Annotated in this window: 9 protein-coding genes; 6 read left to right on the forward strand and 3 right to left on the reverse strand. The window is 72.0% G+C overall.

The features are described 5' to 3' along the window. Positions 1-48 precede the first annotated feature (48 nt). The 3 genes from ACWIHT_RS03835 to ACWIHT_RS03845 are packed head-to-tail and all read left to right on the forward strand — an operon-like array spanning position 49 to position 6,334. Complete coding sequence (locus ACWIHT_RS03835) at positions 49-2,211, forward strand: beta-galactosidase (RefSeq protein ID WP_456164052.1); 2,163 nt, start codon at positions 49-51, stop codon at positions 2,209-2,211. After that, positions 2,208-4,760 carry a beta-glucosidase gene (locus ACWIHT_RS03840; RefSeq protein WP_456164054.1) on the forward strand — a complete coding sequence of 851 codons (2,553 nt, stop codon included), beginning with the start codon at positions 2,208-2,210 and terminating at the stop codon, positions 4,758-4,760. Before ACWIHT_RS03835 ends, ACWIHT_RS03840 begins: the two co-directional genes overlap by 4 nt. Next, the gene (locus ACWIHT_RS03845; protein ID WP_456164056.1) at positions 4,757-6,334 is read left to right on the forward strand and encodes an apiosidase-like domain-containing protein; all 1,578 of its coding nucleotides are present in this window, start codon (positions 4,757-4,759) and stop codon (positions 6,332-6,334) included. The genes ACWIHT_RS03840 and ACWIHT_RS03845 overlap by 4 nt, the downstream gene beginning before the upstream one ends. A 24-nt stretch (positions 6,335-6,358) precedes the next feature. Here the strand turns inward: ACWIHT_RS03845 and ACWIHT_RS03850 are convergent, their stop codons facing one another. Together ACWIHT_RS03850 and ACWIHT_RS03855 are read right to left on the reverse strand one after the other, a co-directional pair. Continuing rightward, complete coding sequence (locus ACWIHT_RS03850; RefSeq protein WP_456164579.1) at positions 6,359-8,050, reverse strand: MFS transporter; 1,692 nt, start codon at positions 8,048-8,050, stop codon at positions 6,359-6,361. A 131-nt stretch (positions 8,051-8,181) separates the two neighbouring features. Further along, on the reverse strand, positions 8,182-8,622 hold the full coding sequence (locus tag ACWIHT_RS03855; protein WP_456164058.1) for a MarR family winged helix-turn-helix transcriptional regulator: 441 nt from the start codon (positions 8,620-8,622) through the stop codon (positions 8,182-8,184). Between the two features lie 72 nt (positions 8,623-8,694). Between ACWIHT_RS03855 and ACWIHT_RS03860 the strand changes: the two genes are divergently transcribed. From ACWIHT_RS03860 to ACWIHT_RS03870, 3 genes are all read left to right on the forward strand, one after another. Continuing rightward, positions 8,695-9,582: a PfkB family carbohydrate kinase gene (locus tag ACWIHT_RS03860; protein WP_456164060.1), complete on the forward strand. Its 888-nt coding sequence runs from the start codon at positions 8,695-8,697 to the stop codon at positions 9,580-9,582. 82 nt (positions 9,583-9,664) lie between these two features. Further along, complete coding sequence (locus tag ACWIHT_RS03865) at positions 9,665-9,862, forward strand: hypothetical protein (protein ID WP_456164062.1); 198 nt, start codon at positions 9,665-9,667, stop codon at positions 9,860-9,862. A 132-nt stretch (positions 9,863-9,994) separates the two neighbouring features. After that, positions 9,995-11,461, forward strand: coding sequence for an FAD-binding protein (locus tag ACWIHT_RS03870; RefSeq protein WP_456164064.1), 1,467 nt, complete (start codon positions 9,995-9,997; stop codon positions 11,459-11,461). A gap of 20 nt (positions 11,462-11,481) precedes the next feature. Here the strand turns inward: ACWIHT_RS03870 and ACWIHT_RS03875 are convergent, their stop codons facing one another. Then, positions 11,482-14,283, reverse strand: a complete 2,802-nt coding sequence (locus ACWIHT_RS03875; protein WP_456164066.1) for an ATP-binding protein — start codon at positions 14,281-14,283, stop codon at positions 11,482-11,484. Between the last annotated feature and the right edge of the window lie 8 nt (positions 14,284-14,291).

Genomic DNA, 14,291 nt, shown 5'->3' on the forward strand with positions numbered 1-14,291 from the left:
CGTCCCGAGCCGACCGACCGGTTCCTGACAGAAAGTCACCAGCACCGTATGGGCACTTCCTCCTCACCCATGCTCTTCGGAGCCGCGTACTACACCGAGTACCAGCCGTACGAGAGACTCGCGCAGGATCTCGACCTGATGGCCGAGGCCGGGTTCAACGTCATCCGGGTCGGCGAGTCGGTCTGGTCGACCTGGGAACCCCGCGAGGGACAGTTCGAGCTGGACTGGCTACAGCCCGTGCTCGACGCCGCCCACGACCGGGGCATCAAGGCGATCGTGGGCACCCCGACCTACGCCGTCCCGCCCTGGCTGCGCCGCAAGTACCCCGAAACGGCGGCCCGTTCACGCACCGGGGAACCCATCCCCTACGGCATGCGACAGGACGCGGACTACTCGCACCCCGCCTTCCGGCACCTCGCCGAACGACTGGTCCGCAAAGTCGTGGGCCGCTACGCCGACCACCCCGCCGTCATCGGCTGGCAGGTCGACAACGAACCCGGACTCCGCCTCTTCCACAACGACTCGGTGTTCCAGGGCTTCCTCGACCACCTCCGCGACCGCTACGGCGACGTCGAGACCCTCAACCGCCGCTGGGGACTCACCTATTGGTCCCACCGCCTGACGGACTGGGCCGACGTCTGGACCCCCGACGGCAACACCACCCCGTCGTACGACCTGGCCTGGCGCCGCTACCAGTCCCGGCTGACGCAGGAGTACATCACCTGGCACGCCGAACTGGTCCGTGGCCTCGTCCCCGAGCACCACTTCATCACCACCTGCGTCGCCCTCGGCCAACAGGGCCTGGACATCTCCGCCATCGGCCGACCCCTCGACGTCGCCGGGGCCAACATCTACTACGCCACCCAGGACGGACTGGCCCTGCCTGGCCCGGACGAACCCACCGGCGGACTGCACCCGTTCTTCGTCCCCTGGTCGGGACCCGCCTGGCTCTCCCTCCAGAACGACCTGGCCCGCGGCATCCGCCAGGAACCGTTCCTCGTCATGGAGACCAACGCCACCTCCATCGGCGGCTCCGCCGACAACTTCCCCCTCTACCGGGGCCAGGCCCGCCAGGCCGTGTGGAACATGGTCGCGCGCGGCGCCCGAATGATCGAGTACTGGCACTGGCACTCCCTGCACTACGGCGCCGAGACCTACTGGGGCGGCATCCTCGGCCACAGCCTGGAACCCGGCCGGACGTACCAGGAACTCTCGCTGATCGCGGGGGAGTTGGAGCAGGCGGGCCCCGCGCTCGACGGCCTGCGCCCCCGCAGCGACGTGGCGATGCTGCTCTCCGCCGACAGTCGCTGGGCCATGGAGTTCATGGGGCCACTCCGGGGCGGCGCCCCCGCCTGGTTCGGCGACCCGCAGTCCTACGACCGGATCGTCGCCGCCTACTACCGGGGGCTGTTCGACGCCGGACTGTCCGTCGACATCGTTGCCCCGGAACAACTCCCGTCCAGCCCGCAGGAGTTGGTGGACCGCTGGCCGGTGCTGGTCGTCCCGGCGCTGTACATCGCGGACGACACGACCCTCGACCTGCTGCGCCGCTACGCCGAAGCGGGCGGCCATCTCGTCCTCACTCCCCGCACCGGCTACGCCGACGAGGAGGCCGTCGCCCGGCACACGGTCATGCCCGGAGCGCTGCGCCCCGCCGCGGGCGCGCATTACCAGGAGTTCACCAATGTGCTGAACCCGGTCACGGTCACCAAGGGCGAGGGAACGCCGAACGGCCCCGCCCTGCACGGGCAGGCCACCGCGTGGGCCGACGGGCTGATCCCGGACGGCGCGACCGTCCTCGCCGGGTACGACCATCCGCACCTGGGCGAGTTCGCCGCCGTCACCACCCACGCACACGGCACCGGCCGGGTGACGTACGTCGGCACCGTCCCGGACCGCGAACTCGCGCACAGCCTCGCCGACTGGATCGCCGCGACCTCGCTCCCGCCCGACGCCTGGCGCGCGGCCCGGCCGGCCTCCGTCACCTGCACCTCGGCCACCACCGCCGCCGGCGCGACCCTGCGCTTCGTCCACAACTGGGCCTGGGAGCCGGTCGATTACCGCCTCCCGGAAGACGTCCGCGACCTGCTCACCGGCGAGCCCCTCGCCGCCGGAACCGCCCTCGGGCTCGGCCCCTGGGACGTCCGGGTCCTCATCGAGAGCGCGGGCGACACCCCCACCCATCACCCTTCACCGAGGAGGACGCCGTGACCCGGCAGCCCACCCCCACCGACGCCCCGCCCACGGCCGACGAGGCCGAGCTCGCCAGGCGCCTCGGCGCGCTCACCCTGGAGCAGAAGGTGCGGCTGCTGACCGGCGCGGACTTCTGGTCCCTCCACCCCGAACCCGCTGTAGGACTACGGAGGTTGGTCGTCTCGGACGGCCCCGCCGGAGTCCGCGGCGAACTGTGGGACGAACGCAGCCCCTCCGCCAACGTGCCCTCACCCACCGCCCTAGCCGCCACCTGGGACGAGCAACTGGTCGAGGAACTGGGCGGGTTGCTCGCCCACGAGGCACGCGCCAAGGGCGTCGATGTCCTCCTCGCCCCCACCGTGAACCTGCACCGAACCCCTTACGGCGGACGGCACTTCGAGTGCTTCAGCGAGGACCCGCTGCTCACCTCCCGCATCGGCGTCGCCTATGTGAAGGGAGTTCAGGGCGGCGGCGTGGCGGCCACCGTGAAGCACTTCGTCGGCAACGACTCCGAGACGCAGCGGATGACGCTCGATGCCCGTATCGGCGAACGCGCCCTGCGGGAGCTGTACTTGACGCCCTTCGAGGCGATCGTCGGCGAGGGCCGCGTATGGGCCGTGATGGCCGCCTACAACGGGGTCAACGGACACCCGATGACCGAGAGCCCGCTGCTGCGCCAAGTCCTGCACGACGACTGGGACTTCGACGGACTGGTGATGTCGGACTGGTTCGCCGCCCGCACCACCGAGCAGTCCGCGCGCGCCGCGCTGGACCTGGTGATGCCCGGCCCGATCGGCCCGTGGGGCGACGCGCTGGTGGCCGCCGTACGCAAGGGCAAGGTCGACGAGACCCTCGTCGACGACAAGGTGCTGCGCCTGCTGCGCCTCGCCGCCCGTGTCGGCGCGCTGGACGGCATATCCGCCGACACCCGGCCCCCGGAGCAGGACACGGCATCGGTAGCGGCCCGCCTGCGTGAGACCGCAGCCGCCGGGTTCGTCCTCGCCCGCAACGAGAACGCCGTACTGCCCCTGAACCGCGCGGTGTTGAAGAAGGTAGCCGTCCTCGGCCCCAACGCCTCCGTCGCCCGCACTCTCGGCGGCGGCAGCGCCACCGTCTTCCCGCCGTACACGGTCTCCCCGCTCGACGGCATCCGCGCCGCCCTCGGTGACGGCGTCGAGGTCACCCACGGCATCGGCGTCACCCCGGGGACCCGCACCCCCGTAGCGCCGCACTCCCACCTCCGCCTCCCCGACGGCACGGGCGAGGGCACCGAGGTCCGCTTCCTCGCCGCGGACGGAACCCTCCTCGGCTCCGAACTCCGCGCCGGAGCCGCCTACACCTGGATGGGCTCCTACGGCCCCGGAGTGCCCGTCGACCAGGTCGCCCGCGTGGAGGTGCGCACCGTCGTCCGCGCGATCGGCGCGGGCCGCTACGCGATCGGCGGCTCGGGCATCGGCCGCTTCCGGCTGTCCGTCGCGGGGACCGAGGCCTTCGACGTACGGCTCCAACTCCCGCCGGGCGCTGACCTGGTGGAGGGACTGATGACCCCGCCCCAGCAACTGCACACCGTTGAGCTGGCGGAGGGCGAGGAGACCGAGATCGTCCTCACCCACGACATCGACATCGACAGCGATGCCGACACCGAGTCCGTCTCCGGCTCCACGGGCGAGGCCATCGGTGGCGCGGTCACCATGTTCCAGCTCAATCTGCAACCTCCGCACGGCAGCGACGACGAGGAGATCGAGCGGGCCGTGGCACTCGCCCGCGATGCCGAGGTCGCCGTGGTCGTGGTCGGCACCACCGAGGAAGTCGAGAGCGAGGGCTTCGACCGTACGAGTCTGGCCCTGCCCGGGCGACAGGACGAACTCGTCCGCCGGGTCGCCGAGGCCAACCCGCGCACCGTCGTGGTGGTCAACTCCGGGGCGCCGGTGCTCCTTCCATGGGCCGACGACGTGGCGGCCGTGCTGCTCGCCTGGTTCCCCGGCCAGGAGTTCGGCAACGCGCTCGCCGACGTCCTGCTCGGCGAGGCCGAACCGGGCGGACGCCTCCCGACGATCTGGCCCGCCTCCGAGCGGGGACTGCCGACCACCGAACCGTCCGACGGCGTCCTCACCTACGATGAGGGACTGTTCATCGGCCACCGTGGCGCCGGCCGTCCCGAATGGCAGCCGCCCCGCTACGACTTCGGTCATGGACTCGGCTACACCACCTGGGAGTACGTCTCGTTCGGCGTCCCCGGCGAGGTGCCGCCCGGCGCCGACCTCACGGCGGAAGTGCGCATCCGCAACACCGGTACGCGGCACGGCAAGGAGGTCGTACAGGTCTACGCGGGCCGTCCCGGCAGCGAGGTCGAGCGCCCGGTCCGCTGGCTCGCCGGGTTCGCCGTGGTCGAGGCCGCGCCCGGCGAGGAGACCGTCGCGACGGTGACGGTGGACGCGCGGGCCCTGCGGCACTGGGACACCGGAACGGGCGGCTGGACGGTCGAGCCGGGAACCTTCCGCCTGGAAGCGGGCCCGTCCTCCACGACCCTGCCCCTCACCGCCGACATCACCATCCACCCGTCATGAACCGTGCACGACCGGACGCGGACCCGGTGACCGCCACCCCCTGGCGGCAGACCGAGATCACCCTCACCGGGGGCCGCGACCACGCCAACCCCTACACGGACGTCGACGTCTGGGCCGACTTCACCCACGAGTCCGGGACGGTCCTGCGCCGCCCGGCCTTCTGGGACGGCGGCCGGGTCTGGAAGATCCGGTTCGCCTCCCCGGAGGCGGTCGGCCGCTGGACCTGGCGCAGCGACAGCAACTGCCTTACGGACGAAGGACTTTCAGGGCGGACCGGAACCCTCGACGTCCGCCCCGCCACGGACGACGCCAACTCCTTCCACCGGAACGGCTTCTGGCGGATGTCACCCGGCGGACGCAGCCTGGTGCACGCCGACGGAACGCCCGCGCTGCTGGTCGCCGACACCGCCTGGGCCCTGCCCTGGCGGGCCACGGAAGAACAGGCCACGCAGTACGCAACTGACCGCCGGGCCAAGGGCTTCAACGCGGCCCTGTTGATGAGCGTCCAGCCCGACATGGACGCGCGCGGTCCGCGCGACCGCAGCGCCGACGAGGGGTTCGACGTCGGCTTCGAGGACCTGCCCACCGGGCACGTCAACGTCCTGAACCCGGCGTACTTCCGGTACCTCGACCGGCTGACCGGAATCCTCCGCGACCACGGGATCGTGCCCGTCCTCCAACCGCTCTTCCACGGCTTCGGCTGGAAGGGCCAGCGGGTGGCGGGCCCGGTGGTCCCACCGCAGGAGTACGCCCGCTACTGCCGTTACCTGGTCGCCCGCTACGGCGCCGCCCCCACCGTCTACCTGGTCGGCGCCGACGGCGAGGGCGGCGAACCGCAGATCGCGGCGGGCGGCGAGGAGATCGGCCGCTGGGACGGCTACGGTCAGCCCTGCGGCATCCACTACCGCCCGCACTCCACCAACCGCGCCCACCAGAGCGAGAGTTGGCTGCACTTCCAGTGGTGCCAGACCGGCCACATGGGCGGTCACGTCCAGGAACGGGTCGCCGACATGTGGCGCAACACCCCGCCCAAGGCGGTCGCGAATGGCGAGCCGACGTATGAGAACACCGGCCGCCCGGGGCGTGCATCGGGCTGGTGGCAGGGGCACGAGGCCTGGAGCAACCTGTGCGCGGGCGGCACGATGGGCGTGGTGTACGGCGCGGCGAGCCTGTGGCAGTGGCGACTGCACCCGGACGAACCCGGCCACGAGACGTACTTCCTCGCCGAGGACGCGGGCTGGCGCGAGGCACTCGACTTCGAGGGCTCGCACCACGTCGGCCGCATCGCCCGCATCCTCGACGGCCTCCCGCTCACGGACATGCGCCCGGACTGGCGCTCCACCCTGGCACCCCGGGGCCTGTCCGTCCCCGGCGAGCTGTACCTCTGCTACGCGGAGGAGGGCGGACCGCTGATGATCACCGACCCGGAGAACGTTCCGCTTCCCTACCGCGTCGTAGATCCGCGTACCGGCGCCACCGTACGGGAGGGTGTACGCGCCGCCGCCGGGGATCCCGTGCCCGATGAGGGAGGTGCGCCCAGGGTCTACATCTGCCATGCGCCCAGGGGGAGTTGACCCCGGCCGACCTCTCCGGTGGTGCTACGACGGCCCGTTCGGCCCCGTCTGCGTGGCCTCGGGTGTCTCGGCGGGGGCGGGCGGCAGACCGGCCGGAGCCGGTTCGGGGCCGGGCTCGGACTGGTGGCCGCCGCGCAGGGCCGAGGCGATCGCGGAGATCAGCGCCATGCCCGCCGCCACGCCGAAGACGATGGTCAGGCCGTGGTGGAACGGTCCCGAGACCAGCCGGGGGAAGAAGGAGTGCCCGGTCAGGACGGCACGCTGGGCCGCCGAGAGCTGGTCGAGGACACCGTTGGACGCCAGCAGATGCTGAATGGGGTTCTTGCCGAGGAACGTGGCGAACAGCGTGCTCACCGGCGGCAGCGACGCGGCCTGCTCGGCGGCACCGGCCGGAACGCCGTGTGCCTGGAGCCCCTTGCTCAGTGTCCCGGGCAGCGAGGTGGCGAGCCCCGAGACCATCAGGGAGAAGAACACGCCGATGGACAGGGCGGTGCCCGAGTTCTGGAAGGTGGAGCGCATGCCCGAGGCGACACCCCGGTACTCGCTCGGCACGCTGCCCATGATCGAGGACGTGTTCGGCGCGGAGAACATGCCCTGACCCAGTCCGTTGAGCAGCAGCAGCGCCGCGAACATCCCGTAGTCGAAGTCGATGGGCAGCGCGAGCAGACCGACGAAGGAGAGCGCCACGACGACCAGCCCGACCGTCGAGAACATGCGGGCGCCGAACCGGTCCGACAGATATCCGGACACGGGCCCCGCGATGAGGAACCCGACCGTCAGCGGAAGCATGAAGATGCCCGCCCACAGCGGGGTGTCCTCGTAGTCGTAGCCGTGCAACGGCAGCCAGATGCCCTGGAGCCAGATGATCAGCATGAACTGGAGCCCGCCGCGCGCGATCGCCGTCAGCAGCGCGGCCAGGTTGCCCGCCGCGAAGGCACGCACCTTGAACAGGGCCAGATTGAACATCGGTTCGGCGATGTGCGTCTCGATGTAGCAGAAGACCAGCAGCAGGACGACGCCGCCGATCAGACCGCTGAGCACCCACGGGTTCCCCCAGCCGGTGGCGCTGCCGCCGTAGGGCTGGATGCCGTAGGTGATGCCCGCGAGGAGGATTCCGGCGCCCGTCGCGAAGGTGAGGTTGCCGAGCCAGTCGATGCGGCCGGGGCGGCCCGCCGAGGTCTCGCGCAGGCTCAGATACGACCAGATCGTGCCGGTGATGCTGATCGGCACGCTCACCCAGAACACCGCGCGCCAGTCGACGACGGCCAGCAGACCGCCGGCGAGCAGACCGAGGAACTGCCCGGCTAGGGCGGTGATCTGGTTGACGCCGAGGGCCATTCCGCGCTGCCGGGCGGGGAACGCGTCGGTGAGGATGGCGGCCGAGTTGGCGGTGAGCATCGAGCCGCCGAAGGCCTGCACGATCCGCCACAGGATCAGCCACATCGCCCCCGCCCCCGCGCGGAACGGGTCCAGGGACAGCGCGACGGACGCGCACGCGAAGATCAGGAAGCCGATGTTGTAGATCTTCACCCGGCCGAACATGTCACCGAGCCGGCCGAGCACGACGACGAGTACCGCCGAGACCAGCAGATAGCCCAGGATCATCCACAGGAGATAGCCGATGTTGCCCGGCGCGAGCGGATCGAGGCCGATGCCCCGGAAGATCGCGGGCAGCGAGATGATCACGATGGAGGCGTCCATCGTGGCGATCAGCACGCCGAGGGTCGTGTTCGACAGCGCGACCCACTTGTAGTTCGGCCCGGGAGGGGTGTCCTTACGACGCCCCGAGCGCACGGCGCTCAACAAGGACGGCCGAGCACCGTCGCCGGGTATGTGCCCTGTCCCGCTCACAGTCGCTCCGCCAGTCGGTCGAGGAGGGGCAGGGCCGACGCGAGGGCCGCGCGTTCCTCCGCGGTGAACTCGTCGAGGACGGCCCCGAGCCGGTGCACGGACGCGGAGCGCCGCTCGGCCAGCACGGCCTGTCCCTCGTCCGTGATCTCCAGAATGCTGCGCCGTCCGTCCGCCGGATCGGGGCTGCGGCGGACCAGCCCGCGCTGTTCCAACAGCGCGAGCGTGCTCGCCATGGCCTGGGGGCGGACCCGCTCCGCCTCGGCGAGGGACGTCGGAGACTCGGAGCCGTCACGGGCGAGCCGGGCCAGGACCGAGACTCCGGAGAGCGACACATCGCCCACGGCATGCGCCTGGCGCAGCCGGCGCGTCACCCGCCCCACCGCGAGCCGTAGCTCGGACGCGAGCCGCATGGTGTCGTTCGGACTGTCCACCTTCATGGGTACTAACACTAGATTTATCAGCCTGGACTGCTCAACCAATTGTTAGTAAATCGAGCGAGGAGGTCACCGATGGAGAAAGGACGCCCCGCGGGACTGTTCGTCGGGCTGTGCACCCTGGACGTCATCCAACTCGTGGACCACGCACCGGGCCCGAACGAGAAACTCACCGCCCGGGACCAGATGGTCGCCGCTGGCGGTCCGGCGGCGAACGCGGCCGTGACGTTCGCCCACCTCGGCGGTACGGCCACGCTGCTGACGGCGATCGGACGCCACCCGTTGGCAGCCGGGGTGGCCGCCGACCTGAACGCACTCGGCGTGACCGTGCGCGACCTGGCGGCCGACTCGACGCGACCGCCCGCCGTCTCCACCGTGCTCGTGACCGCGTCCACAGGGGAACGTGCCGTCGCCTCGACCAATGCGACAGCACACCGGCTCGCCCCGCCCGACGATCTCGACGCGCTCGTGGCGGCCTGCGACCTCGTCGAGTTCGACGGCCACCACATGGAACTCGCCGTCGCCACGGCCCGTTCGGCGCGTGCCGTCGGCCGCAAGACCCTTTTCGACGGCGGGAGTTGGAAACCCGGCACGGAGGTCCTGCTGCCCCTGCTCGACATCGCCGTCTGCTCGGCCGACTTCCACCCGCCCGGCACCCGCACACCGACGGACACACTGCGCTTCCTGCGGGACCACGGCGTCGGCTGGTCGGCGGTCAGCAGGGGAGCGGACCCCGTCCTGTGGGCGGGCCCCGACGGCGAGGGCGCGATCGAGGTTCCCGAGGTACACGTCGCGGACACGCTGGGCGCGGGCGACGTGCTGCACGGGGCCCTCGCCCATCACCTCGCACTCCAGGACCGCCCGACCTCGGAGGGCTTCGCCGAGGCGCTGCGCACGGCGACCGCCGTGGCCTCGCGGGCGACCGGCTCGTTCGGCACGCGCGCGTGGATGCGGGCGGGGTGACCCGGACCGACCCGCCCGGACCTGAGAAGATCTCATCGGAAACGTACGAGTCAACGGGCCGTACGAACCAGGGGTGGGAAACGTGATCATTGTGCTGCTACTGCTCGGTGTCCTCGTGCTCGTCATCGGCGGGTGCGCCTGTGTGGTGTGGGCCGAGCGCGGCGGGCCCCGCTGGGCACGCGTCGTCGCGATCGTGACCCTCACCCTCGGCGAACTGCTGCGCAGCTCCGGCAGGAACCGCCGAAGGGGCCTGAACCGGAGCAGCCAGGACGGCGACTAGCAGGGCCGGGCCGCCGCGGCAGGTGCCGAACCGGTCGGGGAACGCGCCGCGACGGAACCCTGCTCCGAACTCCAACGTGCCTAGACTGAGCCGTCGTTGATCGTTTCACTCGGACGGTCTCAGGAGGACCACATGCCTCGCACCCCGACCCGACGCACCGCTCTGCGCGGCCTGGCCGTCGCCTCGGCCGCGGTCATCGGCTTCGACCCCTTCACCCGGAGCTGGGCGGTGAGCGACTCCGGCCGACCGCTCAGCGGCGTCCCGCACCTGGACGGGACGCTCCACACCGACGACGCCTCGCTCACCGCCGACGCCGACGACTTCGGGCACATCGTGCACCGCAGACCGGCCGCGGTGCTCCGCCCCGGCTCCGTGCGGGACGTCGTCGCGATGGTCCGGTTCTGCAATCCGCACGGCCTCCGCGTGGCCCCGCGCGGACAGGGCCACGGCACGAACGGACAGGCCCAGGTCGAGGGCGGCCTGATCATCGAGACCGAGCCGCTCGCCTCCATCGGGCCCGTACGGACGGGCAGTTCACGCGTCACCGTCGGGGCGGGCGCGAAGTGGAGCGACGTCGCCAAGGCCACCCTCGCCCACGGTCTGACCCCGCCTGTCTTCACCGACTACCTCGAACTCTCCGTCGGCGGCACCCTGTCCGTCGGCGGCCTCGGCGGCCAGACCCACCGGCACGGCGCCCAGGTCGACAACGTCCTGGAACTCGAAGTCGTCACCGGCGCGGGCGAGTTGCTCCGCTGTTCCCCCACCCGGCACCCCGACCTGTTCCACGCCGTGCTCGCCGGACTCGGGCAGTGCGCCGTGATCGTCGCCGCCACCCTGCGCCTGGTGCGCGCCCCAAAGACCGTACGGCACTACCTCCTGCCCTACGCCGACCTGCGGACCTTCCTCGACGACCAGCGACTCCTCGCCACCGAGGGCCGGTTCGCCTACGTCGAGGGCCAGGTCGGCGCGGACACCGCCGGTGCCTTCAACCAGTTCGCCATCGAGGCCGTCGCCTACGGACCGCCCGTGGGGGACACCCCCGACGACACCGCGCTCCTGAAGGGCCTGCGCCACACCGCGTCCGGCGTCCAGATCACCGACCTCGGCTACTACGACTTCCTCGACCGGCTCGCCCCCTCCGTCGCCGCCCTGAAGGCAGCGGGCCTGTGGGCCTACGCCCACCCCTGGCTCAACCTGCTGCTCCCCGGCCGCAGGACCGCCGACCTCGCCGCCACCCTCCTCGACGAGCTCACCCCGGCCGACCTGGGACCGGGCGTAGTACTCCTCTACCCGCTGCTGCGCGACCGCCTCCACACCCCGCTGCTGCGGACGCCCGACGACCCGGTGCCGTACCTCTTCGCCGTCCTGCGCACCACACCACCCGAGGACACGGCCACGGTCCGGCGGCTGCTGAACGCCAACCGGTCCGCCTACGACACCGTCGGCGCGGCCGGCGGCACGCAGTACCCGGTCGGCTCGATCCCCTTCCAACACGCCGACTGGAAACGGCACTTCGGCCCGGTCTGGAACCGGTTCGCCGCGGCCAGGAGGACCTACGACCCGAAGGGGATCCTGGTACCGGGGCAGGACATCTTCTGACCGCCGCTGCCGCTGCCGTCCTAGTCGGGCGGCAGGTCCGCCAGCGCGTCGCGCAGTGCGGCGCGGGAGGCCACGCCCAGCTTCGGGAACAGCTGGCGCAGGTGGGCGGCGACGGTGCGCGGGGACAGGAAGAGGCGTTCGGCGATCTGCTTGTTGGTGAGGCCGGCCGCCGCGAGGAGGGCGATCTCCCGTTGTTGCGGTGTCAGTGACGCCGGGCCGGTGACGCCGGCGGGGCTGACGGACAGGCCGGTCGCCCGCAGTTCGTTGCCCGCCCGGGCGGTCCAGGGGCGGGCACCGAGCCGCTCGAAGGCCTCGATCGCGTCGGCCAGTTGGGTGCGCGCCTCCGTCGTGGACTTCACCCGGCGGAGGCGTTCGCCGTAGGCGAGACGGACCCGGGCCAGTTCGAAGGGCCAGCGGTCCGTGCCGGGTACCGCGAGGGCCTCCTCGAACAGGCCGATCGCGTCGTGGTCGACGGCGGCGACGGCCGCCGACGCCTTCACGAGCAGGGCGAGCCGCGGCGAGATCGCGGCGATACCGGCCTCGCGCGCCGCCGTCGCGTGAGCCGTCGCCTCCGACTGCCGTCCTGTTCTGACCGCCGACTCGACCAGGTCCATGACGACCAGCAGGGCGGGCGGGACGTGCGAGGCGAGTTCCCCGGCGCGGCTGATGGCGCACGCGTGCCGGTAGGCGTCCTCGAACCGGCCCCGGCCGAGCGCGGCGAGCGCCCTCGCGTGCGAGGCGCACGACAGATAGGAACCCACACCGCGCGGCGTCGCCCACAGGGTCATCTCGTCCGTGAGGGCGCGGGTGGCGTCCTCGTCGCCGCGGGCGGCGGCCACCAGCGCGCGCTGGTAGAGGAACTCCGTCGACAGGAGCTGGTAGTTGTGGGCTTCCCCCAGGTCCCGGCCCTGCGCGGCCTGCGCCTCCAGCTCGTCCCACTCGCCGGCCGCGAAATGGTCCCTGCCCAGGTACACCAGCCCCTGGATCTCCACGGTGAGCGAGCTGTTGTCCCGGCCGTCGCGCAGCACCCGCCGCAACGCAGTACGGCACGCGGGGAGCCGGTCCACGTACAGGGACGTCATCGCGATCCGGATGACCCGGACCGGGTCGGCCTCCCGGTCGAGCGAGGCGATCACCTCGTCGAGCTTCCCCAGCGCGGCCGACCCCGTCCTGGCCGGGTCGGCCATGGTGTTGACGGTCAGGGCCAGTTGGTCCGGGACCTCCGGTTTCAGCAGGCCGAGCGCCCGGTGCAGCGGCTTCCAGAGTTCCGCGCGCTGACTGCTCTGGCACAGCCAGGCCAGGGTGTACAGCGCGTCGATCATGGTCGGGTCGGTGGCGTCGTACGGCTGGTGCTGCATGTCGATCGCGCCGACGAGCAGCCGGTGCGCGGTGTCCAGGTCGCCCTCGCCGCTGAGGAGGATGTGGTGTGCCGCCGCGACGGCGGCGACCAGCGGGCCAGCCCGTCCGCCGTCGGCCCGCCGGGCCTCCTCCAGCAGTCGGGGCACATCACGCAGGTCACCGGTCAGGTCCGCGCCGAGATAGGCGGCCTCGGCGATCCGCCGACTGCGCTCGTAGCCGCGCGGGCTCAGCTCGGCGGCGCGCAGCAGCGCGGCGATGGCACCGCCCGCGTCACCCCGTCGCACGGTGTCGCGCGCCACCGTCTCCAGCAGACTCGCGACGTCCTCGGTGGGATCGACGGTGGCATGGGCGAGATGCCAGGCGCGTCGCTCGGGGCGGTCGACGCTGAACTCCGCCAGGGCGCGGTGCACTTCGCGGCGCTGCTCGCTGGTGGAGAGTTCCACGACGGCGGAGCGGGTCAGGGGATGGCGGAACGCCAGCCGTCCGGTGACCGCGTCCACGTAGACGAGGCCCGCGCGCTCCGCGTCCGCCAGGTCCTCGATGCCGGCCCGCCCGGCAGCGGCCGAGGTGAGGGCCCGCAGATCGCCGGTGCCGTCCAGGACCGCGTACAGAAGGAACAGGCGGGTCGCGGCGGGCAACGTCTCGACCCGGGACGCGAACACGGCCTGGAGCCGCCGGCTCAACGGCAGCAGGTCGGGCACATCGGCTCCGGAACGCTGGGCACCGCTGAGCGCGACGGGCAGTTCGAGCAGGGCCAGCGGGTTGCCCTGCGCCTCCGCCAGCAGACGCTCCCGCACACGCGGCGCCAGCGAGGGCGAGCGGGCCTGGATCAATGCCGCCGCCGCTGTCGTGTCGAGCGGCTGCACGTGGTGGTGGGGCACCCCGCCGCGTTCGAAGAACGTCCCCTCGCCCGACCGGTAGGCGCCGAGGAAGCCGACCTGGCTGCCGCCAAGACGGCGGGCGACGAAGCCGAGCACCACGGCGCTGGCCCGGTCCAGCCACGGCAGATCGTCGACGATCACCAGCAACGGCCGCTCCACGGCGGCCTGGACGAGCAGCGTCAGCGCCGCGTTCGACACCAGCAGCTGATCGGACGGTGCGCCCTGATCCAGTCCCAGCGCCACGTTCAGGGCGGCGCGGTACTGCTCGGGCAGCCGGTCGAGTCCGGCGAGCAGCGGCTGAAGGACCTGGTGGAGACCCGCGAAACTGATCGTGCTCTCGAACTCCACGCCGGCGGCGCGCACCACCCGCGCACCCGTGCCGACAGCCTGTGCGGCCGCCGCGTCCAGCAGCACCGTCTTGCCGACCCCGGCGTCCCCGGAGAGCAGCAGCGCCCCGCCCGAGACCACCGCCGCGTCGACGAACCCCCGGACCAGTCCGAGATCGTGACCGCGTCCCACCAGAGGCTCGGCCGTGCCCGCAGGCGAAGACCCGTCCCCGTCCATGCCCTTCTCCCTTTCCACCTCGGAAC

Source organism: Streptomyces sp. NPDC002276, from assembly GCF_053891435.1.